The organism is Delftia sp. NA_296.1, from assembly GCF_052692095.1.
The window spans coordinates 362,036-386,292 of record NZ_JBQZGF010000004.1; the positions used below are offsets into that span (position 1 = coordinate 362,036).

Consider the following 24,257-nt stretch of genomic DNA (forward strand, 5'->3'; position numbering starts at 1 on the left):
CCCTTACTGCGCCAGGCGCTGCCAGGTGGCGACCACGCTGTCGGGATTCAGCGAGATGGAGGCAATGCCTTCGTCAGCCAGCCATTGGGCGAAGTCCGGGTGGTCCGAAGGGCCCTGGCCGCAGATGCCCACGTACTTGCCCTGGTCCAGGCAGGCCTTGATGGCGCGCGACAGCATCTTGCGCACGGCGGGGTCGCGCTCGTCGAAGTCGGCAGCCAGCAGCTCCAGGCCGGAGTCGCGGTCCAGGCCCAGCGTCAGCTGGGTCAGGTCGTTGGAGCCGATGGAGAAGCCGTCGAAGAACTCGAGGAACTCGTCGGCCAGGATGGCGTTGGAGGGCACCTCGCACATCATGATGAGCTTGAGTTCGTTGTCGCCGCGCTTGAGGCCGTTGGCCGCCAGCAGCTGGGTGACGCGCTCGGCCTGCTTGAGCGTGCGCACGAAGGGAATCATGATCTGCACGTTGGTCAGGCCCATGTCCTCGCGCACGCGGCGCAGTGCCTCGCACTCCATGCGGAAGGCCTCGCCGAAGTCCTCGGAGATGTAGCGCGCGGCGCCACGGAAGCCCAGCATGGGGTTCTCTTCCTCGGGCTCGTAGCGGCTGCCGCCGATGAGCTTGCGGTACTCGTTGGACTTGAAGTCCGACATGCGCACGATGACGGGCTTGGGCCAGAAGGCGGCGGCAATCGTGGCCACGCCTTCGGCAACCTTGTCCACATAGAAGGCACGGGGCGAGGCATGGCCGCGGGCCACGGACTCGACGGCCTTCTTGAGGTCGGCATCGACGGCGGGGTAGTCCAGGATGGCCTTGGGGTGCACGCCGATGTTGTTGTTGATGATGAACTCCAGGCGGGCCAGACCCACACCCTCGTTGGGCAGCTGGGCGAAGTCGAAGGCCAGCTGGGGGTTGCCCACGTTCATCATGATCTTGGTCTTGATGGCGGGCATCTCGCCACGCTGCACTTCGGTGATCTCGGTCTCGATCAGGCCGTCGTAGATCTTGCCGGTATCGCCTTCGGCGCAGCTGACGGTGACCAGGGTGCCGTCCTTGAGCAGGTCGGTGGCATTGCCGCAGCCGACCACGGCCGGAATGCCCAGTTCGCGCGCAATGATGGCCGCGTGGCAGGTACGGCCGCCACGGTTGGTGACGATGGCCGAGGCGCGCTTCATCACCGGCTCCCAGTTGGGATCGGTCATGTCGGTCACCAGCACGTCGCCGGGCTGGACCTGGTCCATGTTGGCGATGTCATTGACCAGGCGCACGGGGCCCGTGCCGATCTTCTGGCCAATGGCGCGGCCTTCGGCCAGCACATTGCCGGTGCCCTTGAGGGCGTAGCGCTGCTCGGCCTGGCCCTTGGCCTGGCTCTTCACGGTCTCGGGGCGGGCCTGCAGGATGTAGAGCTGGCCGTCCGTGCCGTCCTTGCCCCACTCGATGTCCATGGGGCGGGCATAGTGCTGCTCGATGACCAGGGCATAGTGGGCCAGCTGCTGCACGTCCTCGTCGGACAGCGAGTAGCGGTTGCGCAGCTCATGGGCCACGTCGGTGGTCTTGACCAGCTTGCCGCTGGCGGCCTTTTCCTCGGGCGAGGCAAAGACCATCTGGATCAGCTTGGAGCCCAGGTTGCGGCGGATCAGGGCCTTCTTGCCGGCCTTGAGCATGGGCTTGTGCACATAGAACTCGTCAGGATTGACGGCGCCCTGCACCACAGTCTCGCCCAGGCCATAGCTGGAGGTGATGAAGACGACTTCCTCGAAGCCCGATTCGGTGTCGATGGTGAACATCACGCCGGCCGCGCCCAGGTCGGAACGCACCATGCGCTGCACGCCGGCCGACAGGGCCACCACGTCGTGGGCAAAGCCCTTGTGCACGCGGTAGGAGATGGCGCGGTCGTTGTACAGCGAGGCGAAGACTTCCTTCATCTTGTGCAGCACCGACTCGATGCCCACCACGTTCAGGAAGGTTTCCTGCTGGCCGGCGAACGAAGCGTCGGGCAGGTCTTCGGCCGTGGCCGAGGAGCGCACGGCGAACGAGGCTGCCTCGTTGCCGCCCTGCAGGCGCACGAATTCCTCGCGGATGGCCTGCTCCAGATCGGCCGGGAAGGGCTGGTTCTCGACCAGGGCACGGATTTCGGCACCGACCTGGGCCAGGGCGCGGACGTCTTCCACGTCCAGGGCGGCCAGCTTGGCGCTGATCTTGTCGGCCAGGCCGTCGTGGGCCAGGAACTGGCGGAAGGCGTGGGCCGTGGTGGCAAAGCCCGTGGGAACGCGCACGCCTTGCGGCAGCTGCGAGATCATTTCGCCGAGCGAGGCGTTCTTGCCGCCTACGGACTCGACATCGGTCATCCTCAGTTGTTCAAACGGAACGACGAGGGCGGTGGCCTCGAACAGTTGAGACATGGGAAAGCTCCAGAAGTTGAAAACCGTCGTGCGCCGCCCCGGCTGCCAAAGCCGGGCACGGTCGATCCATCCACGCAGGCGTGCGCGAGGCTTTGCTGTTCTGGTTGGAGGCCGGCAGCGAGCATGGATGGGAAATTGGGAATAATGGGCGCCATTGTAGGCGTTTGCCGTGAACCGACGGCAGCCCCCCTGTCCAGAGTCCGACCACCATGCACACCCACACCATCTTCGTCATCTCCGATGGCACTGGCATTACAGCCGAGACCTTCGGCACGGCCATCATGGCCCAGTTCGACACCAAGTCGCGCCTGGTTCGCATCCCCTTCGTGGACACCATGGACAAGGTGCACCAGGCCGTGCGCCAGATCAACCATGTGGCCGAGTCGGAAAGCCACAAGCCCATCGTCTTCACCACCCTGGTCAACCAGGACATGCTCGACCTGATCGAGAGCCAGTGCAAGGGCAAGGTGTTCGACATGTTCGGCACCTTCGTGCGGCCGCTGGAGCTGGAGCTGGGTCAGAAATCGCTGCACCGCGTGGGCCGCTTCGCCGACATCAGCGAGAGCAAGGAATACCTGGAGCGCATGGAGGCCATCAACTACACGCTGGCCCATGACGACGGCCAGACCCACCAGGACCTGACGGGCGCCGACGTGATCCTGGTCGGCGTCTCGCGCAGCGGCAAGACCCCCACCAGCCTGTACCTGGCCATGCAGTTCGGCCTCAAGGTGGCCAACTACCCGCTGATCCCCGAGGATTTCGAGCGCAAGCAGCTGCCGCCCGCCCTGGTGCCCTCGCGCAAGAAGCTGTTCGGCCTGACCATCGATCCGCAGCGCCTGTCCAGCATCCGCAACGAACGCCGGCCCGACTCCAAGTACGCCAGCCTCGTCAATTGCCGCTACGAGGTGGCCGAGGCCGAATCCATGATGCGCCGCAGCGGCATACCGTGGCTGTCGAGCACGACCAAGTCCATCGAGGAAATCGCCACCACCATCCTGCAGGAGGTGCTGCCCCAGCACCTGGGGCACTAGCCTCCCCTGCGCTGCTCAGTCCGGGACGTTCCAGCGCAGCATGGGCTGCTGCGGCAGCGTCTCGACCAGGTAGTCCACCAGGGCACGCACCTTGGTCGGCACGTACTGGCGGTCACGAAAGCAGGCGAAGAAATCCAGCGTGGTGTCCTCGAAATGCAGCTGCCCCTTGCGCGCCGGGCCCAGGGCCAGCGGCTGCAGCAGTCCTTCGCGCATGTAGCGGTGGGCAATGAAGCTGCCGATCCAGACAATGCCGCCCCCGGCCACGGCCATCTCGGTCAGGGCATCCACGTCGCTGGCGATGGCGGTCACGCGCAGCTGCGGGTCCACGCGCTTGCCGTCGCGTGAAAACGGCCAGCGCATGAAGCGGCCATCGGCCTCGCGCCGGTACAGCAGGCAGGCATGGTCCAGCAGATCCTGGGCCGTCCGTGGCCTGCCATGGGCCTGCAGATAGGCCGGCGATGCACACAGCACGCGCGGCACGGCCGCCAGCTGGCGCACGGCCATGCCGGGCTCCAGTACATCGCGGTAACGCACGCTGATGTCCACGTCTTCCTTGAGCACATCCACCTGCCGGTCCACCACCAGCAACTCCAGCTCCAGCCGGGGATGCTGCGCGGCAAAGGCCGGCAGCAGCGGCGCCAGCACATGGCGGCCAAAGGCTGCCATGCAGGCGATGCGCAGCCGGCCCTGCAACTCGCCGTGCAGCTGGGACAGGTCGGACTGCGCTTTTTCCAGCTCCTGCAGCACGGGGCCCACGCGCGCCAGATAGCGCTCGCCCGCCTCGGTCAGCGCCATGGATCGCGTGGTGCGCGTGATCAGCCGCGTGCCCAGCTCGCGCTCCAGCCGGGCGATGTTCTGGCTGGCCGCCGCCGGAGAAATGCCCAGCTGGCGCGCAGCCGAGGCAATGGAGCCGCCTTCCAGGGCTTTGACGAAGGTCTCGATGGAACGCAGATTAGGCACAAAAAACTATGGATGAAAAATCAATTCATCAATATAGCTTACGAGTGCACCAAGCTGCAGCCCTCTACACGGCAGCACGGGCCTTGCCTACAGTCCTGCACTTGCCGCGCCGAATCGACAAGCGGCCTGACCGGACCGTGTCCATGCCTCCTACCTCCGCATCCACCTCTGCCTCCATTTCCCCTGCAGCCCCCCGCAGCCGCAAGCTGCACCGCCGCTTCGCACCCATCGTCTTTGCCTTCTACATGTCGGCCATCATGGCGTTTCTGATGTGCTGCGCCATCGTCGGCGCCAACAGCGGCCTGGGCGCCGACTACCTGCGGCGCGTGATACAGGCCTATGTGCTGGCCATGCCCGTGGCCTTTGTCTGCGTGATGGTGGTGCGTCCGCTGGTGGGCAAGCTGGTGGCCGCCACCGTGCATCTCTGACGCGGCCCGTCGCAGGGCCGGATCTTTGTTTTCAGGGCCTGGGGGCGCTCAGGCAAGCGCCTGCGCTGCCAGGCGCGGCAGGCCCGCCACCAGTTCGCGCCAGCCCGGCAGCTCGGCCCGGCCCGGCTTGCGCTCGCCAAAGAACATGGCCATCAGGTCGCCCTGGGCATCGAAGGCCTCGACCGAGGTGACCACGCCATCGGCCGTGGGCTTTTGCACGGCCCAGACGCTGGCGATCAGGTCGCAGCGCAGATGCAGGTTGAAATTCGGGTCCATCACATTGATCCATTGCGCGCCGCCGGGCGTGTCCATGGGCTGGATGTTGTGCACGGGGCCGGTGTGGATCTGTATGCAGCCGCCGCTGTCCACGAAGACCATGATGGGCAGGCCGTCCACGGCCGCATCGCCCAGCAACTGGGCCACGGACTCGGGCGCCAGCCGCGCGCAGTGGCCGGGCACCAGGCGGAAGGCCTGCTGGCGCTCAACGCCGAACCGGCGCAGCAGATCGAAGAATTCATGCGTGTCCTGCATGGCGGCCCAGGCAGTGCTCAGGCCGGGCACGTCGATGGCCTCGTCGGCCTGCGGCAGCGCACGCGGGCGGGCATGGCGGAACAGGTAACCAGCGCTGGGCTCGGCGAAACGCTGCACCAGCGCCTCCCACGCCTGCAGGTCGGTGGACTCGCGCGCATGGACCTTGTGCACGGCACGGCCCTGCGCATTGAAGAACTGCAGGCTGCGCATGGCCGGCCTGCCGGCCTGTGCAGGCTGCTCGGTCACGGCATAGCCGGCATGCCATTGGGCAAAGAACATTCGCAGGTCGATGTCGCGGCCCAGGGCAAGGCCCACGCCGCCGTTGGCCGAAAGCTTCTGGTAGACCCCGGTCTTTTCGTGGACCGTGGACTCGTTGCGCGTCAGCGCCATCACGGGGCCGCAGTCCTGCAAGCCCTTCAGGATGGCCAGCCATTCGGCGCGCAGCGGCACGGCCTGGAGGCTGCCCTCATGCTGGCCCGCATGCGCGGCAATGGCGGCGCCTTCCGGCAGGCCCAGGGAATCGGCTGCCTCCTTGGCGCGCAGGCCACCCTGGCGCGCCCGCGCAAAGCGCTGGCGGACTGCGGGAGCATCGACGGGAATCAGGAGCCCGCCCTCCTCGGCATCGTGGACGGCGCTGCTCATTGCAGGGTGTCCAGCGGTGCGTGCCAGAGCGCATGGGGCACCGGCTGGGCTGCATGGGCTGCAGGCAGGGACACTCCGGCATCGGGCACGGCGCGGTGCGAGCGCGATGGCGCGCCCGCATCGGCCACTGCCTGCCAGCGTTGCTGCAGCCGCCCCAGCAGGGCGCGCATGTCATGGGACAAGCCGCCCGCGCAGGCCAGGCTCTCGAGCTGCTCGGCCACCCGGGCGGCCATGGCCGGCCTATGGGTGTCGCAGCAGCCGTGGCCGAAGCCGGTCATCAGGGCCAGCGTGGCAGCCAGCGCGGCCTCGTTCTCGGGCAGCAGGTATTCCTCGTCCTGGGCAAGGCTCTCACTCTTGGATGGATGCATGGGGTTCTCCTTGCGTTTCAGTTGGCAGCGTTGCACATGCATGCGCCCGCGCCACAGGCGCATGCTTCAGAAATCCTTGACCATCGACACCCGCACATGGCGGCCGGGCTGGCTGTAGGCGTCGGCAATCGCCGTGCTGGCAGCCAGGCCGCGCACATCGGCCCAGCGCCAGTACTTCTTGTCGGTCAGGTTGTAGATGCCGGCGTTCAGGCGCAGGTCGGGGCGTATGCGCCACTGGGCGCTCAGGTCGGCCACGGTGGCCGAGGGGCTGAGCCAGGCGGCGCTGCCGTTGGACACGTCGCCGGCCTTCTTGCCACTCCAGTGCGAGACGTTGAACTGCACGCCCACGGCAGAGCGCTCATAGCGCACGCCCAGCACCAGTTGCTGGGGCGAGATGGTGTCCAGCGGCTTGTCGGTCTGGGTGTCCTTGCCGTCGGTGTAGCCGTAGGCCAGGCGCGTCTGCCAGTCGCCGCCGGCCCAGCGGCCCCAGTCGTAATCGGCCTTGAGTTCGAAGCCGCTGATGCGGGCGCGGCCCACGTTGATGGACTGGTAGATGGCGGGGTTGGCCGCGTTGCCGGGCTGGCCCGCAACCAGTTGCTGGTCGACGATGAAGTCCTTGTAGCGCCCCGTGAACACGGCGGCGTCCAGGCGCAGCCTGTCCATGCGCCCGCGCAGGCCCAGCTCGAAGGTCTGGCTCTTTTCGGGCCGCAGATTGGGGTTGGGAATGTTCCGGTAGAACGCCACCGGGTTCTCGAAGAAAGCGTTGATCTGGCCGGCATTGGGCGCCCGGAAACCTGCCGCATAGTTGCCATAGACGGACCAGGCCGGGCTGGCCTGCAGCATCACGCCCAGCTTGGGCGAGAGCGCGGAGTCGGAGTTGCTGACCACGGTGGGCACAAAGCCGTTCTGCCGGGGCTTGATGCTGTAGTGCTCGGCGCGCAGGCCCGGGGTCACGCTCCAGGGGCCGCTGTGCAATTCGGCCTGGGCGAACAGGGCGGTGGCGCTTTCGGTGGTGTCGGGAAAGCGCTTGAGCGGGAAGCTTTCGCCCACGGGCGGCGTGATGCCGTTTTGCGCGTTGACCACCTTGTTGCGGAGGTAGTCCAGCCCGTAGGTGAACTTGCCGCTGGCCGAAGAACTCCAGCGCAGCAGGCGGCTGGCCTGGGCGTGCAGCTGGATCGCGTCCTCGTCATAGGTCAAGTCGCGCTCGCGGTAGGGCAGGCCGATGCGCGTCTCGGTGACGAATTCGCGCGCGTCGGACTTCTGGTAGCTGGCCATCAGCTGCAGTTCGTCGGCCAGCGCCGTGCCCAGTTGCTGCCATTGGCCCTGCCAGCTGGCCCGCCAGCGCTTCATGTCGGTGCGCGAGTCCGAGTTGGCCACGGTGGCCGATCGCGCGGACAGCAGGGCGTAGTCGGCACGCTTGTCCACGTTCTCGAAGGTGAAGACATGCTTTTGCACGGCGCTGGGCGTGAAGACCAGGCGTCCCATCAGCGACTCGCTGCGGTCTTTCTCGGGATTGGGCGTGGTGCGCGCCGCGCCCGTCACGTTGTTCGTGCCCATGTTCTCCAGCGCGTGCGAGCGGCCCAGGCCCGCCGACAGCAGCCATGCCCATTCGGGGCTGGCACGGCCCGCCACGGTGGCGCCCAGCTTGCGGCCGTTGTCCGAGCCGTCATAGCCGGCAGCCACGCGGCCGGCGATGCGCTTGTCCTTGCCCAGCAGATCGTCCGGCTGCACGGTCACGAAGTTGACCAGGCCGCCCATGCCGTCCGATCCATACAGCGCGGGCGTGGAGCCGCGCAGGATTTCCACGCGCTGCACCAGGCCTAGGTCCAGGTAGTCGCGGCCGAAGCTGTTGGCGCTGAAGCTGTAGCTGCGCGGCAGGCGCACGCCATCGACCAGCATGAGCACGCGGTTGCCATCCAGGCCACGGATGTTGAAGCCGCTGTTCTGGTCACGCCCGGCCGACGAGGCCGCCAGCGAGAAGCGGGCCGGGGCGCGCGGCACTTCGACATTGGGCAGCAGGTTGACCATCTCGCGGATGTCGCTGGCCTGCTCGCGTTCCATGCGGCCGGCGTCGATCACGTCGATGCTCATGGGCAGGGTGTCAGGGTCCTGCACCTCGCGCGAGGCGCTGATCACCATCTCCTTGAGGGCCGGGGCACGGGTCCGTGCCCCGGACGCGGCCTGCGCCAGCAATTGCGTGTCGGCATCTCCGGCGTTTGCAACGTTTGCGGCGTCTGCGGCGGCCCGCCCCGGCTCCTGGGCCAGGGCAGCGGAGGCGCACAGCAGCGCGCAGGCGGCGGCCAGGGGATGACGCGCCCGCCGGGCGCTTGATTGCATTGCGAAGTCGTAAGCCATTGCGAAGCCCTCTCTCTCTCTGATCAACATGGATGTGCGAGAGCTGGCTTCTGCTTGCAGCAGCTGGCGGGTGGTCCGCCAGCCGTTGGCGCGTCATGTGCTGGCTGGATGAAGAAAAATTATATGCGAATAGTTCTCATTTATTGATTTGATCTGGCGCATGGTCCCAGGAACAAACCCTGCTGGCGCCGCGTGCCGCCAGGCAGCTATCTGTGCGACACCCACAGCGACAAGGCCCGCGCCTGAAGACGCGGGCATGAAAAATAGCCCCACCCTCTCCTTGCTGCCAGGCCTTCTGCCCCTGGCAGGGCGATGAAAAAAGGGCCCGGATGCCATGGCATCCGGGCCCTTTCTCCGCCTGCTCCGCACCATGGCGGAGCAGCAACTGGTCAATGGCTGGTCAGTGGCGGATCAGGTGGTCGAAGGCCGACAGCGCAGCCGTGGAGCCGGCACCGGCAGCAATGATGATCTGCTTGTACGGCACGTTGGTGCAGTCGCCTGCGCCAAACACGCCGGGCACGCTGGTGTGGCCCTTGGCGTCGATCACGATCTCGCCGAAGCGTGTCAGCTCCACCGTGCCCTTGAGCCAGTCGGTGTTGGGCAGCAGGCCGATCTGCACGAAGATGCCTTCCAGCGCCACGGTCTTGACCTCTTCCGTCGTGCGGTCCTTGTAGGTCAGGCCGGTGACCTTCTTGCCGTCGCCGTTGACCTCGGTGGTCTGGGCGTTGAGGATGACCGTGACGTTGGGCAGGCTGCGAAGCTTCTTTTGCAGCACGGCGTCGGCCTTGAGCTCGCTGGCGAACTCCAGCAGCGTCACGCTGCGCACGATGCCGGCCAGGTCGATGGCCGCTTCCACGCCCGAGTTGCCGCCGCCGATGACGGCCACATTCTTGCCCTTGAACAAGGGACCGTCGCAGTGCGGGCAGTAGGTCACGCCCTTGGTGCGGTACTTGTCCTCGCCCGGCACGTTCATGTTGCGCCAGCGCGCGCCGGTCGAGAGGATGACGGTCTTGGCCTTGAGGCTGGCGCCCGAGGCGGTCTGCACCTCGATCAGCCCGCCTTCCGTGGCAGCCGGAATCAGTTTGGACGCCGTCTGCAGGTTCATGATGTCCACCTCGTAGTCGCGCACATGGCGCTCCATGGCGGCGGCCAGTTGCGGGCCTTCGGTCTTGGAGACCGAGATGAAGTTCTCGATGTCCACGGTGTCCAGCACCTGGCCACCGAAGCGCTCGGCGGCGATGCCGGTGCGGATGCCCTTGCGTGCCGCATAGATGGCAGCCGCCGCGCCGGCCGGGCCGCCGCCGACGATCAGCACGTCGAAGGCATCCTTGGCGGAAATCTTGGCCGCTTCACGCGAAGCGGCGCCGGTATCGACCTTGGCCACGATCTCGGCCAGCTCCATGCGGCCCTGGCCGAAGCGCTCGCCGTTCACAAAGACGGTGGGCACGCCCATGACTTCGCGCTGCTCGACTTCCTTCTGGAACAGCCCGCCGTCGATGGCGGTATGACTGATCTTGGGGTTGAGCACGGACATCAGGTTCAGCGCCTGCACCACGTCGGGACAGTTGTGGCAGGACAGCGAGTAATAGGTCTCGAAGTGCAGCGGCACGTCGATATTGCGCACCTGCTCCAGCAGCTCGGCCGATTCCTTGGACGGATGGCCGCCGACCTGCAGCAGGGCCAGCACCAGCGAGGTGAATTCATGGCCCAGGGGGACGCCTGCGAAACGCACGCCGCTGTCCACGCCGGGATTGGTGATCAGGAACGAGGGCTTGCGCACCTCGGCGTCGTTGTGCTCGACGACGGTGATCTTGTCGCTCAGCTCGCGGATTTCCAGCAGCAGTTCCTTCAGCTCGCGCGCACCCTGGCTGTCATCCAGCGAAGCCACCAGCTCCACCGGACGCTGCAGGCGCTCCAGGTAGGCCTGCAATTGGGCTTTCAGGTTGTTGTCAAGCATGTCGGACTCCTAGGGAAATACGAATTTTCGGAAAAAAAAGCCCGGGCGCCAGGCACCCGGGCGTCTTCAACAGTTCAACTGTGAACAGGAAGCGGTGTACCGCTTAGATCTTGCCGACCAGGTCGAGCGAGGGAGCCAGGGTCTTGTCGCCTTCTTCCCACTTGGCGGGGCAGACTTCACCGGGGTGGTTGCGGACGTACTGGGCAGCCTTGACCTTGCGCAGCAGATCGACGGCGTTGCGGCCAATGCCTTCGGCGGTGATTTCCACGGCCTGGATCACGCCATCGGGATCGACGATGAAGGTGCCGCGGTCAGCGAGGCCCTGGCCGGGACGCAGGACTTCGAAGTTGTTGCTGATTTCCCAGGTGGGGTCGCCCAGCATCGTGTACTTGATCTTGCGGATGGTGTCAGACGTGTCGTGCCATGCCTTGTGCACGAAGTGGGTGTCGGTGGACACGGAGAAGACTTCCACGCCCAGCTTTTGCAGTTCGTCGTAATGGTCGGCCACGTCGCCCAGTTCGGTGGGGCACACGAAGGTGAAGTCAGCGGGGTAGAAGAAGAACACGGCCCACTTGCCCAGGACGTCCTTTTCGGTCACTTCGATGAACTTGCCATTCTTGAAGGCCTGCGTCTTGAAGGGCTTGATTTGGGTGTTGATCACGGACATTGCTGTTTCCTTTGTGGTTGGTGAGTGAACACAGGACGAAGTCTAGGCCCAGGCAATCGATTGATCCAATGAATTGATTGAATTCATCCGATTGCCAAAAACTATGTGAACATCCTTGGTCTCCAGGCCTGCGGGCTTGACCAGCCCGCCACCGGCCTGAAGAGGCTATTTTGGGCCGAAATATGACAAGGCAATGCAGCAACCCCGCGGCCGCGTCGGCAGCCGGCCCGCAAACGAGAACGCGCCTCATAAGCAGCCAATGCGCGATAACAGGGGTTTGCTTGATCTGACGCAGAAACCCTAGACAATCCACCCCTATAGCGGCCGGCGATCGGCGCGGTCCCCCACGTACAACAAAGGAGTTCCCCATGCAAGGCGACGCACAAGTCATCACCTGGCTGCAAGCCCAGCTCAAGAACGAGCTGACGGCCATCAACCAGTACTTCCTGCACTACCGCATGTACAAGCACTGGGGCTTCGACAGGCTGGCCAAGAAGGAATACAAGGAGTCCATCGGCGAGATGAAGCACGCCGACTGGCTCATGGACCGCATCTTCGTGCTCGACGGCCTGCCCAACCTGCAGGACCTGGGCAAGCTGCAAGTCGGCGAGGACGTGCCCGAAGCCCTGGCTTGCGACCTGAGCAGCGAGAAAACCGCGCAGCAGACCATCAAGGATGGCATCGCCCACTGCGAAAGCGTGCGCGACTATGTCTCGCGCGATCTGCTGCAAAAGATCCTGGACGATACCGAGGAGCACATCGACTACCTCGAAACCCAGCTGGACCTGATCGACAAGGTCGGCATCCAGAACTACCTGCAGTCGCAGATGGACGAAGAGTCCTGAGCATCGGACTCAGGGGCGGCGGCACAGGCCGCACCCCCCACTCGAAACGACGGGCCTGTGTGCCCGTTTTTTCATCTTCTGGCCCGGCTATCGGTCACTCGTCGGCATATCGCAGCGGAAACAACAGAAGAAAGGTCGTGCCGGTCTGCGCGGCCGACTGCACCTCGATGGTGGCGTCCAGCAATTCCGCCAGCCGCTTGACGATGGACAGGCCGATCCCCTCGCCTGCGCCGCTGCGGTAGCTGGCCGCCGCACCGCCTTGCTGCGGCGCGCCCCCGGTGCGGACCTCCCCGGACGCCGCCGTCCCCAGGTGGCCCGAAGGGTCCATGTCCGTGGCCTGCTTGAGGGCGGCAACCAAAGGCGCCGCAGGCGCCATGCCAGGGCCCGTGTCCCCGATGGAGAGCATCCAGCGGCGCCGGTCCTCCCCATCGCCCAGAGCCCACTTCACCGTGACACCGCCCTCCTGGGTGTACTTGAGCGCGTTGAGTATCAGGTTCTGCGCGATGCGGCGCAGTTTCAAGGCATCCCCTTCCACCGGCATCGTCCCCGGCCCCTGCAGGTGCAGGTACAGGCCGCGATCGTTGGCCAGGGCCTGCAGTCCCTCGCACAGATGGGTGATCACCTCGACTGCGTCAAAGGAGGTCAGCTGGCGATGCTCGCGCCCGGCGTGCAGCTTGGCCAGCTCCGTCACGTCATCCAGCAGATGGCGCAGCGACTGGACGTTGCGGTCCAGCATGCGCAGGAGTTTCTCGCGCGACTGCGCCGGCGCATGCTGCATGCCCAGGCCATGCGTCACATTGGCCACCACGCCGACGTTGCTGCGCAGGTCATGCGCGACCTGCTCCCACAGTTGCGAGCGCTGCAGGTCCAGCGTGCTCACGTCATGCAGCGCCGCTTCCAGGTCCCGGACATGGCCCTCGGCCTCCTGCTGCTGCAGGCGGAAATACTGGGTGCTGCTGTCCTGCACGTCGCGCGTGTAGGTGGCGGCCCAGGCCTTGCGCGCAACGGGCATGGCGCCATGCGCATCGGGATGCTCCTCGGCATAGGCCTCCAGTTGCGCCACCATGACTTCGTTGAGCAGGCCCAGCTCGCGCACGACTTCATGCAGGTCATAGCCCTGTTGCCAGCGGTGCAGGCCGTGGGCGGCGGCCTGCTCGCCATCGACCGGCGGCTCGGCAGCGCCTGCCGGGGCACCGCCGAGGGCCCGCAATTGCTGCTCGAACGCGGCCAGCACGGCCGGAATGTGATCGTTCAACTGGGTGCGGGGAAGCGCCTCGCCGGCGGTCAGTGCCGGGTCCCGCCTGACGGCCTTGCGCCATGTCTGCAAGAGTCCTTCGCGCTGCGCCGCGAGGGCGTCTGCCAGTCTGCAGAGTTCATTTCCTTGGCTTGTCATGGATCGGCATCCGTGGCGGTCTGTAGAGAGGGAAAAAATGCGTTGCGCCAAGGATGGTAAGGCCAAAAACCCGGCCGATCGGGCTCGTGCCGGCGCGCCTACAGGCCGGTGGGAAAGTGCACGCCCGCGCGCTGGGCAGCCTGCACGATGTGCGTGGCCATGGCCTGCTGCGCCAGTTCGGGCCGACCCTGGGACAGGGCCTCGATGATGGCGGCATGCTCCTCGGCGGTCGCATGGCGCGCGCCGCGCTTGTAATACGGCAGGCGCTGGCTTTCCTGCATGACCTCGCCGCTGCCGCGCAGCACGTCGGCAATCGCATGGTTGCCCGAGATGGTGGCGATCTGCAGGTGAAACTCGAAATCCAGGCGCGTGGCCTGCACGAAATCGGCCAGCTCGATGCTCTGCTGCATGGCCTGCAGGTTGGCCTGCAGGGCCGCCACGTCTTCGGGCTGCACCACCAGGGCGGCCAGGCGTGCGACAAAGCCCTCCAGCGCATAGCGCAGCTGATAGACATCGGTGAGCGCATGCGAGTCGGCAAAGCGCCAGGCCTCTGCGGCAGAGGCCGGGGCGTCGGTGGCCTCGGTCACGTACATGCCCTTGCCGGGCCGCGCCACGACCAGGCCCAGCCCCTGCAGCGTGGACAGCGCCTCGCGCAGCGAGGTCCGGCTGATGCCCAGTTGCTCCGACAGGTCGCGCTGCGACGGCAGCAGCGCGCCCACCGGATACACGCCGCCCTCGATCCACTCGCGGATCACGCGGGCGGCATTGCCGGCAACGGCGGTGCTGGCGGAAGGACTGGAAGCGGTGCTGGGTTCCATGCGTTGGCAGGTCTCGGGGTCGGGGGCGGCAGGTGCGCTGATCTTAGCGACTGCGCACCGCTGCCGCATGGTCGTGGGTCGTGTGGTCGTGTGGTCGTGCGGCGTTGGTGCCTCTACTTGTTGACCAGCTTGGCCGGCACCGTATAGGTCAGGAAGGCGCCGAACAGCAGCACGCCGGCCAGCACGAACATGGCGGCATTGGTGCTCTGTGTCGCATCCTTGATGAGGCCGATCATGTAGGGACTGATGAAGCCCGCCAGGTTGGCAAAGGAGTTGATCAGCGCAATGCCGGCTGCCGCACCCGCGCTGGACAGGATGGCCGTGGGCAGGCTCCAGAACAGCGGAGAGGTCGCCAGGCTGCCGCCCGCGGCCAGCGCCAGGGCGGCCAGCGACAGATAGACGTTGCCGCTGAAGATGGCCGACAGCATCAGGCCCGCTGCGCCCACGCAGAACGGCACGATCAGGTGCCAGCGGCGCTCGCGCATGCGGTCCGAACTGCGGCTGACCAGGTTCATGGACACCACGGCCACCGAGAACGGCACGGCCGTCAGCAGGCCGATGTGAAAGGCACCCTCCACGCCCGACTGGCGGATCAGGCTGGGCAGCCAGAACGTGAGGCCGTACTGGCCCATGACGGTGCAAAAGCAGATCAGGGCCATCTTGATGATGCGCGGGTCGGAGAACAGCGCGCGCAGCGTCACATGGCTATCGCTCTTGCTGGCGTTCTCGCGGGCGATGTTGCGCTCCAGCAGAGTCTTTTCCGCCTCGGTCAACCAGCGTGCGGCGCGGATGCCGTTGTCCAGGTACCAGAGCACGGCCAGGCCCAGGATCATCGAGGGAATGGCCTCGAGCAGGAACAGCCATTGCCAGCCGCGCAGCCCCGCCACGCCCTGCATCAGGTCCATGATGCCGCCCGACAGCGGTCCGCCCAGGATGCCCGAGACCGGAATCGCGCACATGAACAGCGCCACCATGCGGGCGCGCCGGTACGACGGAAACCAGTAGGTCATGTACAGGATCATGCCCGGGTAGAAGCCCGCCTCGGCCGCGCCCAGCAGAAAGCGCAGCACGTAGAACTGCGTGGGCGTGCTCACGAACATCATGGCCGCCGAGATCAGGCTCCACATGATCATGATCCGCGAGATGGTGGCCTTGGCGCCTATGCGGTGCATCAGCATGTTGCTGGGCACCTCGAAGAAGAAGTAGCCGATGAAGAACAGCCCCGCACCCAGGCCGTACATGGCCTCGCTGAACTGCAGATCGGCCAGCATGTGCAGCTTGGCGAAGCCCACGTTCACCCGGTCCAGGTAGGCCGCCACATAGCAGGCCATGATGAAGGGCAGCAGGCGCCAGGCCACCTTGCGGTAGACGGCGGCCTCGGCCGGCGTTTCGCTGGCCAGCGCCGGCGCCGCGCCGGCGACCTCGGCAGATGCGGGAAGAGATGACATCAGGGAGTCCTTGGTTGAGGAGTTGCGACCAACTGGTATTACCGGTATGAAATTACGAAGCGAACGGTACCCCCAGCGCTTTGCCATGTGCACTCGCATTTACCCCAATTCAACGCAATGAAAACTAATTCCCCGAGGTTTGACAAAAATCCGGTCCAACTGCAAACTGGTATTACCAGTACGAAAACAAGAGGCAAAACTTCGTGAACACCTTGTCAGAGACCCGCCCCGCCAGCCTTTGCCTGCGCGCCCAGCCGCTGACCGCCGAGGCCTTTGCCGAGTTTGGCGAGGTCCTGGACAGCACAGGCCACACACCGCTGCTCATCAACGATGGCATGACCGAGCGCTACCACGCCCTGGCCCGCGTGGACACGGGCGGCAGCGAAGGCCATGGGCTGATCAACCTGTTCCATGCCCGGCCCTATGCGCTGCCCCTGCGGCTGACCAGCATGGAGCGCCACCCCCTGGGCAGCCAGGCCTTCATGCCGCTGGATGCACAGCCCTTCATCGTAGTGGTGGCCCCCCTGGGCGAACAGGTGGCAACCGCCGACCTGCGCGCCTTCATCACCAACGGCCGCCAGGGCGTGAACTACCGGCGCGGCGTCTGGCATCACTCGCTGATCGCGTTGAATGCGCCGGCGCGCTTCATCGTGATCGACCGTGGCGGCCCTGGCGACAACTGCGACGTGCTGCCCATCGGCGGCGCCGAGGGCGTTGTGCTGGACCTGGGCAGCGCGCAGGCCTGAATTCGGCCCACCCAATGAACCAATGAACAAAGCCGCCCGAGGGCGGCTTTGTGCTGCATGGCGGCCGGCGGACTCAGGCGGGCACCAGAAAGTCCCGGCTGATGCCCTGGCCCAGGTCGTGCACGCGGTCCAGGAACTGCGTGAGATAGGCGTGCAGGCCCGTGGCCAGGATTTCGTCGATGCGCGCATAGCGCAGGTCGGCCAGCAGGCGGCCTGCCTTGCGCTGGGTCTCGCGCGACTGGGCGTTGGCCACGCTTTCCAGGTTGGCCACCACCTCCAGCATGCTGGCCAGCAGCGAGCGCGGCATGTCGCTGCGCAGCATCAGCAGCTCGGCCACGCGCTCGGGCGTGATCACGTCGCGGTAGACCTTGCGGTAGACCTCGAAGGCCGAGACGCTGCGCAGCAGCGCGCTCCAGTGGTAGAAGTCGAACGGCGTGGCCGCCTTGCCCGATGCGCCATTGCGTGCGCTGCCGTGGTAGTCGCGCTCGATGGCGTGGAACTTCACGTCCAGCAGGCGTGCCGTGTTGTCGGCGCGCTCGATGAAGGTGCCCAGGCGCAGGAAGTGGAAGGCCTCGTCCTGCAGCATGGTGCCCAGCGTCACGCCGCGCGACAGGTGCGAGCGGTGCTTGACCCATTCGAAGAACTGGCCCGGATCGCGCTCCCAGTCGCCCTCGGCCAGCAGGCGCTTGAGCTCCAGCCAGGTCTGGTTCTGGGTCTCCCAGGCCTCGGTGGTCAGCGCGCCGCGCACGGCGCGCGCGTTCTCCCGCGCAGCGCGCAGGCAGGAGGCGATGGACGAGGAGTTGCTCTCGTCGCGCACCATGAAGTGCAGCACGGCCTCGCGCTGCACCTCGCCGTGGCGGGCAGCGTAGGAGGGGATCAGCTCGCTGATGGACAGCACACCCTGCCAGGCCTTGCGCGCCACCTGCGGCGCCTGGGGCAGCATGGAGGTGTCATAGGAGACGTTGAGCATGCGGGCGGTGTTCTCCGCACGCTCCGTGTAGCGGGACATCCAGTACAGATGATCGGCAGTACGGCTGAGCATTCAATGTCCTCCCTCGTTTGACTCACCGGCCCCGAGCACCCAGGTGTCCTTGGTGCCGCCGCCCTGTGATGAATTGACCACCAGCGAGCCCTCCTTGAGCGCCACGCGCGTGAGGCCGCCGGCCACCATGCGCACCTGGTTGCCGCTGAGCACGAAGGGCCGCAGATCGATGTGCCTTGGTGCGATGCCCTGCTCCACCAGGGTGGGGCAGGTGGACAGCGCCAGCGTGGGCTGCGCGATATAGCCGCCGGGATTGGCGATGAGCGCGCGGCGGAAATCCTCGATCTCGCCGCGCGAGGCGGCAGGCCCGATCAGCATCCCGTAGCCACCGGCGCCGTGGACTTCCTTGACCACCAGCTCGTCCAGGTGGTCGAGCACGTAGCGCAGGTCATCGGGCTTGCGGCACAGCCAGGTCGGCACGTTCTGCAGGATGGGTTCCTCGCCCAGGTAGAAGCGGATCATCTCCGGCACATAGGGGTAGACCGATTTGTCATCGGCCACACCCGTGCCCGCTGCATTGCAGATGCTCACGTTGCCGGCACGGTAGGCGCGCATGAGGCCGGGGCAGCCCAGCGTGGAGGTGGGGCGAAAGACTTCGGGGTCGAGAAAATCATCGTCCACGCGCCGGTAGATCACGTCCACGCGCTGCGGGCCGCGCGTGGTGCGCATGTAGACCACGTCCTTGTCCACCACCAGGTCCTGGCCCTCGACCAGCTCCACGCCCATTTGCTGGGCCAGGAAGGCATGCTCGAAGTAGGCGCTGTTGTGCATGCCGGGCGTCAGCACCACCACCGTGGGCTCGGGCGTGCCGGCCGGCGCGCTGGCGCGCAGCGTCTCCAGCAGCATGTCGGGATAGTGGGCCACGGGCTCCACGGGATGGCGCGAGAACAGGTCCGGGAACAGCCGCATCATCATGCGCCGGTTCTCCAGCATGTACGACACGCCCGAGGGCACGCGCAGGTTGTCCTCCAGCACGTAGTACACGCCCTCGCCCTGGGCATTGGCGGCGCGCACGATGTCGATGCCGGCAATGTGGGCGTAGATGCCGCCCTGCACCGCCAGGCCCCGCATCTCGGGCCGGTACTGGCTGTTGTTCAGCACCAGCTCGCGCGGCACCAGGCCCGCGCGCAGGATCTCCTGGTCGTGATAGACATCGTGCAGGAAGCGGTTGAGCGCCGTCACGCGCTGCACCAGGCCCGCCTGCATTCGCGACCACTCATGTGCGGGAATGACGCGCGGTATCAGGTCGAAGGGGATGAGGCGCTCGTTGCCGGCGCCGCTTTCGTCCTTGTCGCCGTAGACGGCGAACGTGATGCCGACGCGCCGGAAGATGATCTCGGCCTCGGCGCTGCGCGCTCGCAGCGTCTGTTCGGACTGGCGCGCAAGCCATTGCGCGTAGTCCTTGTAGTGCAGGCGCACATCGCTGCCGTCGAACGGCGTCATCGTGTACATCTCGTCAAATGGATGCATTCGTCACCTCCTGTCGCTGCATGTGTACGGGGTCTAGCAAGCTACGGGCCAGCCCTCGTATCGCACCAGTGTAGCGATAGGTAACCTCAATCCGGACAAGCGGTATCCAGCATATGCATCCTGTTCCGCCATCGGCGCACGCCCTATCCGCCCTGCCTCTGCGTGACGTGCACATCCCAATAGCGGCGCGCCCTTTCCCGCTCGCAGACCAGGTGCACGGGGTCCGAAGAGCGCCAGTGCGCCGCGCCGCAGCGGGCCGACTGCACCACGCCGGCGCCATGGGCCTCATAGCGGCGCACCACCTCGGGGACAGGATGGCCATAGCGGCTGCGATATCCCGCCTGCACCATGGCCCAGCGCGGTGCCAGGGCCTGCACCAGGGCGGTGCTCGATGAGGTGCGGCTGCCGTGGTGGGGCACCAGCAGCCACTGCACCGGCGTGAGGGCGCCGGCCCTTGCCAGTGACCGCTCCTGCGCAGCCTCGATGTCACCGGCCAGCAAGGCCTGCACACCAGATGCCGAGCGCAGCAACAGCACGCAGCTGCCCGCATTGGCATGGGCCAGCGCCCGTGCGGAGGGCAACCGTTCGCCGGCAGACGGATGCAGCACCTCCAGCCGCACGCCATCCCATTCCCAGTGCTGGCCCGCCTGGCAGCGGCGCACAGCGCCCAGGCCGGCCAGCGCAGGGGCAAGGATCACGGAATCCGATCCCCAGACCTCCGCCTGCGGCTGCGCGGCATGCACGGCCAATGCACCGCCCGTGTGGTCATTGTCGCGGTGGCTGAGCCACAGGGCATCCAGCCTCAGACCCAGAGCCTGCAGCAGCGGCACCAGCACCCGGTCCCCGGCATTGCTGTCCAGGCCGTACTGCGGCCCCGTGTCATACAGCAGGCTGTGCCGCGCCGTGCGCACCAGCACGGCATTGCCCTGGCCTATGTCCACGGCCATCAGGTCGAACTCGCCATGCGCCGGTGATGGCGACGGCCACCACAGGGCCGGCAGGCACATGGCCAGGCCCCAACAGCGCCATCCGGCAGGCACCGGAGCCACCAGCGCCAGGCCACCGCACAGCGCAGCCAGCCCTGCCCACAGCGGCGGCTGCGGCAGTTGCACCACGGCCCATGCCCACTGGTCCAGCCATTGCAGCAGCTCCAGCAGCGGGGCCAGCGCCAGCGCCGCGCCTGTCCACAAGGGCGGCCACAAGGCCCCCAGCAGGGCCAGCGGCGTGACCACGAAGGTCACCCAGGGAATGGCCGCCAGATTGGCCAGCAACCCCGACAGCGACAGCTGGCCGAACAGCATCAGACCCAGCGGCGCCAGCGCCAGCGAGATGCGCCATTGCTCGCCCCACAGGGCCAGCGCACGGGCAGGCAGCGAAGGCCGCTGCGCGCCCTGCATGCGCGCATCGGTGGCCAGCAGCACGCCCACGGCCACAAAGCTCAGCCAGAAGCCGGCCTGCCACAGGGCCCAGGGGTCCAGCACCACGACCACGGCCAGCGCCAGGCACCACACGGCAGGCCAGGGCCAGCACAGTCCGGCGCCGCGCAACGCAGCCACGCTGGCCAGCATGCAGACGGTGCGCTGCGCCGGCAGGCCCCAGCCGCTGAACAGCGCATAGCCGCCCGCCAGCAGCACGCCGGCCAGCAGGGCCGCCTGCGGCGCCGGGCACCACAGGCAGGCCCGTGCGCTGCAGCGCCAAAGCCTCCCCATCACCAGTGCTGCCAGCCAGGCGAACAAGGTGATGTGCAGGCCGGAAATGCTCATCAGATGGGCCACGCCGGTATGCCTAAACAGCGCCCAGTCATCCCGCGCAATGGCCTGCTGATCGCCCATGGCCAGGGCGGCCACCACACCCAGCATGCGCGGCGCATGGGCAGGGTCCAGGCCGATGCGCTGCAGGGATGACGCAAGCGCGGCTGTGCGGCCCAGGATGGCGTCGCGCATCTGCTGGCGCCAGCGCTGCAGGGCATGGCTGCCGGTGTCGGCCAGTTGGCGTGCAGCGGGCTGTTCGCGCACATGGCCCGTGGCCTGCACGCCCTGCTCCCACTGCCACAGCTCATAGTCGAAACCGTGGGGATTGCGCGCGCCATGCGGGCGCTTGAGCCGCACGGTCAGCGCCCAGCGCTGGCCCGGCCGCAGATGGGGCAGCATAGCAACACCCCTGGACTGCCGGCCCCGGGGGGCGTACCAGGACAGTTCGATCAGTGCAGGAAACGGCGCCAAGACCTCTTCGCTGCCGACGATCCGAGCCTGCTCCACCTCCATGCGCCAGCGCATGCCCTGGGCCATGTTCTGGGGAAGCGATGCCACGACGCCGACGATGCGCAGGTCACGCCCCTCCAACGGCGGAGACAGCGCCTGGCCCGCAAAGTCCTGGGCTCGCCAGCCGGTCAACCCGCCCACCAGCAAGGCGGCGCAGACAGCGGCCCACAGGCCGTGCACAACAAGGCAACGCCGGCCTGCCCATGCCCTCCATGCCAGGCCTGCCAGCCCCATGCACGCCAAGAGCAGATACATCCACAGCGGCCACAGGCGCGGCTGCGTGACCTGCCAGGCCGCACCGGCCACGCAGCCGAGCAGCAGGGGCGTCCAGGAAGACGGCGAGAGGGTTTGGGCAGCTGCCGCAGGGTGCATCCACACATGCTAGGAGCGGATGCCGCGCAGCCACCATGCAGCGCCTCGGATTCAGACAACAATCAGACTGACGGAAGCCCAGGCCCTGACATGCCAGGGTGCAAGGGGCTGTGTCACACTGTCCGCCACCCCGGCACTGGTGCCGGATTTTTCTTGTCTCGAAGGAATCAACGATGAGCGTTTACGAACAACTGAAGGCCCTGAACATCGAACTGCCGTCGCCTGCCATCCCGGCGGCGGCCTACGTGCCCTATGTGCAGACGGGCAATCTGGTGTTCCTGAGCGGCCATATCGCGCGCAAGGACGGCAAGGTCTGGGCCGGCCAGCTGGGCCGTGATCTGCAGACTGCCGACGGCCAGCAGGCCGCGCGCGCCATCGCCATCGACCTGATGGGCACGCTGCAGCACGCCGCCGGCGGCGACCTGGGCCGCGTGCGCCGCATTGTCAAGCTGATGTGCCTGGTCAACTCCACGGGCGACTACACCGAGCAGCACCTGGTGGCCAACGGCTGCAGCGAGCTGCTGGGCCAGGTCTTCGGCGATGCCGGCACGCATGCGCGCAGCGCCTTCGGCGTGGCCCAGATCCCGCTGGGCTCCTGCGTGGAAATCGAGCTGATCGCCGAACTGGCCTGATCGGCAGCATGCCGCCGCACGGCGCCGCCGTGCTCGCAGGCGGCTAGAAGCTCTCCCATTGGCCATCCTCGGCTGCCGGTGCGGCAGGCCGGGGCGCCGAGGCCAGCTTGGGCGCCGCCGCCCTTGCTGCGGCAGGCCGCGCGACAGCCGGCCCGACAGCCGCAGGCGCCACGGCTGTTGCCGGCCGCCTTGGCGCTGCGGCAGCGCTGTGCGCAGTGCGCACCGCCGGCGCAGCCTGCCTTGCGAGCGTCGTCGGCGAAGGCGCCAGGTGCGCCACCTTGAACACCGCCACCGTGCGCGACAGCTGCTCGGCCTGCTCCCGCAGGCTTTGCGCTGCGGCCGCGCTTTGCTCGACCAGGGCCGCGTTCTGCTGCGTCATCTGGTCCAGCTGTCCCACGGCCTGGTTGACCTGGGCCACGCCCGCGCTTTGCTCCGAAGAGGCCGCCGTGATCTCGCCGATGGTGTCGGCCACGCGCTGCACGGACTGCACGATGCCCTCCATGGTGGTGCCGGCATCGCCCACCAGGCGGGCGCCGTCCTCCACCCGTTCCACCGAAGCGCCGATGAGCTGGCGGATTTCCTTGGCAGCCGCCGCACTGCGCTGTGCCAGCGTGCGCACCTCGCTCGCCACCACGGCAAAGCCCCGGCCCTGCTCTCCGGCGCGGGCCGCCTCCACGGCGGCGTTCAGCGCCAGGATATTGGTCTGGAAGGCAATGGAGTCGATGACGCCGACGATGTCGGCAATCTGCCTGCTGCTGTCGTTGATGCCCTTCATGGTCTCGACCACCCGGGCCACGACCTCACCGCCGCGCTGCGCCACCTGTGACGCACCCGCCGCCAGGCTGCTGGCCTGCTGGGCACTGCTGGCGCTTTGCTGCAGCGTGCTGGTGAACTGCTCCATGGCGGCAGCCGTCTCCTGCAGGTTGCTGGAGGTCTGCTCGGTGCGCACGGACAGGTCCTGGTTGCCGGTGGCGATCTCGGCGCTGGCGATGGCGATGCTGTCCGTGCTCTGGCGCACCTGCTGCACCATGCCCGACAGCGATTCGCTCATGGCCTGCAACGAGCGCAGCAGGTCGCCGAATTCATCAGCACGCTGTGCCTGTCCCTGCACGCCTGCGCTCAGGTCGCCTGCGGCAATGCGTTCGGCCAGTTCGCTGGCCTCGGCCAGGGGCCGGCGGATGCTGGCAATCAGGAAATGGGCGCCGATGACGATGCCCAGCAGCAGCAGGCCCACGGCCGCAGCGGCAAAGCCCACAGTGAGCCTGCGCGAGGCGGCCATCTCTTGCTGGCTGCTGCGCGCCACCTGCTCCTGCATCTGCACGAAGTCGCGCAGCGACTGCAGATAGGCATCCACGGCAGGGTTGTAGGACTGCTTGACCAGGACCAACGCCTGCTCCTGCCGGCCATCGGCCTTGAGCTGGCGTGCCTGGGCACGCAGTTCGATCATGGTCTTGCGGGCTGCCGCAATCCTGGCCATCTGCGCCTTGTCTGCGTCGGACAGGGGCATGGCTTCCAGTGATTTCTGCACCTCGGTGATCCGCGCCGAGGTGGCGCTGATCACGTCCTTGAACTCGGCCTCGACGGCAGCATCACTGCTGACCACCACGGCCTGGGTGCGGGCTGCGTTGGTTTCGGTCAGCCCCATCCAACGCACGGCGGCCTGGACCCGCGCCTGCATCTCCTGGGTCACCGCCTCGGACCGGGCCTGGACCTGGGCCGAGCGATAGCCCGACAAGCCGACCACGCCCACCAGCGCCACCACGATGGCGGCCACTGCAAGCCACAGCTTGTGTGCCATGCGAAGTCGCAGCATATCCAGTCTCCCTCATTTTGGAAGACTCCATGTTGAGGCCTGGAAGAAGGCCTGGTGGGCGGAAAAACCCAGAGGAAACCCCTG

Annotated in this window: 19 protein-coding genes; 5 read left to right on the top strand and 14 right to left on the bottom strand. The window is 66.9% G+C overall.

The window, feature by feature from the left end:
• Positions 1-3: 3 nt before the first annotated feature.
• Positions 4-2,394, bottom strand: coding sequence for a phosphoenolpyruvate synthase (ppsA, locus tag ACUTR7_RS12570; RefSeq protein ID WP_445608951.1), 2,391 nt, complete (start codon positions 2,392-2,394; stop codon positions 4-6).
• Between the two features lie 209 nt (positions 2,395-2,603).
• Here ppsA and ppsR point away from each other — a divergent pair, with 209 nt between their 5' ends.
• Complete coding sequence (ppsR, locus tag ACUTR7_RS12575; protein WP_012206864.1) at positions 2,604-3,425, top strand: posphoenolpyruvate synthetase regulatory kinase/phosphorylase PpsR; 822 nt, start codon at positions 2,604-2,606, stop codon at positions 3,423-3,425.
• A gap of 15 nt (positions 3,426-3,440) precedes the next feature.
• Here the strand turns inward: ppsR and ACUTR7_RS12580 are convergent, their stop codons facing one another.
• Entirely contained in the window at positions 3,441-4,385 is a 945-nt protein-coding gene (locus tag ACUTR7_RS12580) for a LysR family transcriptional regulator (RefSeq protein ID WP_445608952.1), read from the bottom strand.
• A 143-nt stretch (positions 4,386-4,528) separates the two neighbouring features.
• Between ACUTR7_RS12580 and ACUTR7_RS12585 the strand changes: the two genes are divergently transcribed.
• Positions 4,529-4,813: a DUF2798 domain-containing protein gene (locus ACUTR7_RS12585; protein WP_192366332.1), complete on the top strand. Its 285-nt coding sequence runs from the start codon at positions 4,529-4,531 to the stop codon at positions 4,811-4,813.
• A gap of 48 nt (positions 4,814-4,861) precedes the next feature.
• Here the strand turns inward: ACUTR7_RS12585 and ACUTR7_RS12590 are convergent, their stop codons facing one another.
• From ACUTR7_RS12590 to ahpC, 5 genes are all read right to left on the bottom strand, one after another.
• Entirely contained in the window at positions 4,862-5,986 is a 1,125-nt protein-coding gene (locus ACUTR7_RS12590; protein WP_445608953.1) for a hemin-degrading factor, read from the bottom strand.
• Positions 5,983-6,354 (bottom strand): hypothetical protein, encoded by a 372-nt coding sequence (locus ACUTR7_RS12595; RefSeq protein WP_349612734.1) that lies wholly within the window; start codon positions 6,352-6,354, stop codon positions 5,983-5,985. The genes ACUTR7_RS12590 and ACUTR7_RS12595 overlap by 4 nt, the downstream gene beginning before the upstream one ends.
• Before the next feature lie 66 nt (positions 6,355-6,420).
• Positions 6,421-8,709, bottom strand: a complete 2,289-nt coding sequence (locus ACUTR7_RS12600) for a TonB-dependent hemoglobin/transferrin/lactoferrin family receptor (protein ID WP_445608954.1) — start codon at positions 8,707-8,709, stop codon at positions 6,421-6,423.
• 400 nt (positions 8,710-9,109) lie between these two features.
• Positions 9,110-10,666, bottom strand: coding sequence for an alkyl hydroperoxide reductase subunit F (gene ahpF, locus ACUTR7_RS12605; RefSeq protein WP_012206870.1), 1,557 nt, complete (start codon positions 10,664-10,666; stop codon positions 9,110-9,112).
• A 103-nt stretch (positions 10,667-10,769) separates the two neighbouring features.
• Positions 10,770-11,333 carry an alkyl hydroperoxide reductase subunit C gene (ahpC, locus tag ACUTR7_RS12610; protein ID WP_012206871.1) on the bottom strand — a complete coding sequence of 188 codons (564 nt, stop codon included), beginning with the start codon at positions 11,331-11,333 and terminating at the stop codon, positions 10,770-10,772.
• Positions 11,334-11,701: 368 nt separating this feature from the next.
• Here ahpC and bfr point away from each other — a divergent pair, with 368 nt between their 5' ends.
• Positions 11,702-12,178, top strand: a complete 477-nt coding sequence (bfr, locus tag ACUTR7_RS12615; protein WP_012206872.1) for a bacterioferritin — start codon at positions 11,702-11,704, stop codon at positions 12,176-12,178.
• Between the two features lie 94 nt (positions 12,179-12,272).
• Here bfr and ACUTR7_RS12620 read toward each other — a convergent pair whose 3' ends face one another.
• From ACUTR7_RS12620 to ACUTR7_RS12630, 3 genes are all read right to left on the bottom strand, one after another.
• Positions 12,273-13,571: a sensor histidine kinase gene (locus tag ACUTR7_RS12620; RefSeq protein ID WP_445608955.1), complete on the bottom strand. Its 1,299-nt coding sequence runs from the start codon at positions 13,569-13,571 to the stop codon at positions 12,273-12,275.
• Positions 13,572-13,669: 98 nt separating this feature from the next.
• Positions 13,670-14,389 carry a FadR/GntR family transcriptional regulator gene (locus tag ACUTR7_RS12625; RefSeq protein WP_043795813.1) on the bottom strand — a complete coding sequence of 240 codons (720 nt, stop codon included), beginning with the start codon at positions 14,387-14,389 and terminating at the stop codon, positions 13,670-13,672.
• Between the two features lie 113 nt (positions 14,390-14,502).
• Positions 14,503-15,837, bottom strand: coding sequence for an MFS transporter (locus ACUTR7_RS12630; RefSeq protein ID WP_013801125.1), 1,335 nt, complete (start codon positions 15,835-15,837; stop codon positions 14,503-14,505).
• 203 nt (positions 15,838-16,040) lie between these two features.
• Here ACUTR7_RS12630 and ACUTR7_RS12635 point away from each other — a divergent pair, with 203 nt between their 5' ends.
• Positions 16,041-16,583: an ureidoglycolate lyase gene (locus ACUTR7_RS12635; RefSeq protein WP_043782625.1), complete on the top strand. Its 543-nt coding sequence runs from the start codon at positions 16,041-16,043 to the stop codon at positions 16,581-16,583.
• A 73-nt stretch (positions 16,584-16,656) separates the two neighbouring features.
• Here the strand turns inward: ACUTR7_RS12635 and ACUTR7_RS12640 are convergent, their stop codons facing one another.
• The 3 genes from ACUTR7_RS12640 to ACUTR7_RS12650 all read right to left on the bottom strand — a co-directional run bounded on the left by ACUTR7_RS12640 (position 16,657) and on the right by ACUTR7_RS12650 (position 21,728).
• A complete protein-coding gene (locus ACUTR7_RS12640) occupies positions 16,657-17,625 on the bottom strand; it encodes an alpha-E domain-containing protein (protein WP_012206877.1) in 969 nt (322 codons plus the stop codon).
• Positions 17,626-19,095, bottom strand: coding sequence for a circularly permuted type 2 ATP-grasp protein (locus ACUTR7_RS12645; protein ID WP_012206878.1), 1,470 nt, complete (start codon positions 19,093-19,095; stop codon positions 17,626-17,628).
• 143 nt (positions 19,096-19,238) lie between these two features.
• The gene (locus ACUTR7_RS12650; protein ID WP_445608956.1) at positions 19,239-21,728 is read right to left on the bottom strand and encodes a DNA internalization-related competence protein ComEC/Rec2; all 2,490 of its coding nucleotides are present in this window, start codon (positions 21,726-21,728) and stop codon (positions 19,239-19,241) included.
• A gap of 173 nt (positions 21,729-21,901) precedes the next feature.
• Between ACUTR7_RS12650 and ACUTR7_RS12655 the strand changes: the two genes are divergently transcribed.
• On the top strand, positions 21,902-22,360 hold the full coding sequence (locus ACUTR7_RS12655; protein ID WP_012206880.1) for a RidA family protein: 459 nt from the start codon (positions 21,902-21,904) through the stop codon (positions 22,358-22,360).
• A 43-nt stretch (positions 22,361-22,403) separates the two neighbouring features.
• Here the strand turns inward: ACUTR7_RS12655 and ACUTR7_RS12660 are convergent, their stop codons facing one another.
• A complete protein-coding gene (locus ACUTR7_RS12660; RefSeq protein WP_445608957.1) occupies positions 22,404-24,173 on the bottom strand; it encodes a methyl-accepting chemotaxis protein in 1,770 nt (589 codons plus the stop codon).
• Positions 24,174-24,257: the final 84 nt, after the last annotated feature.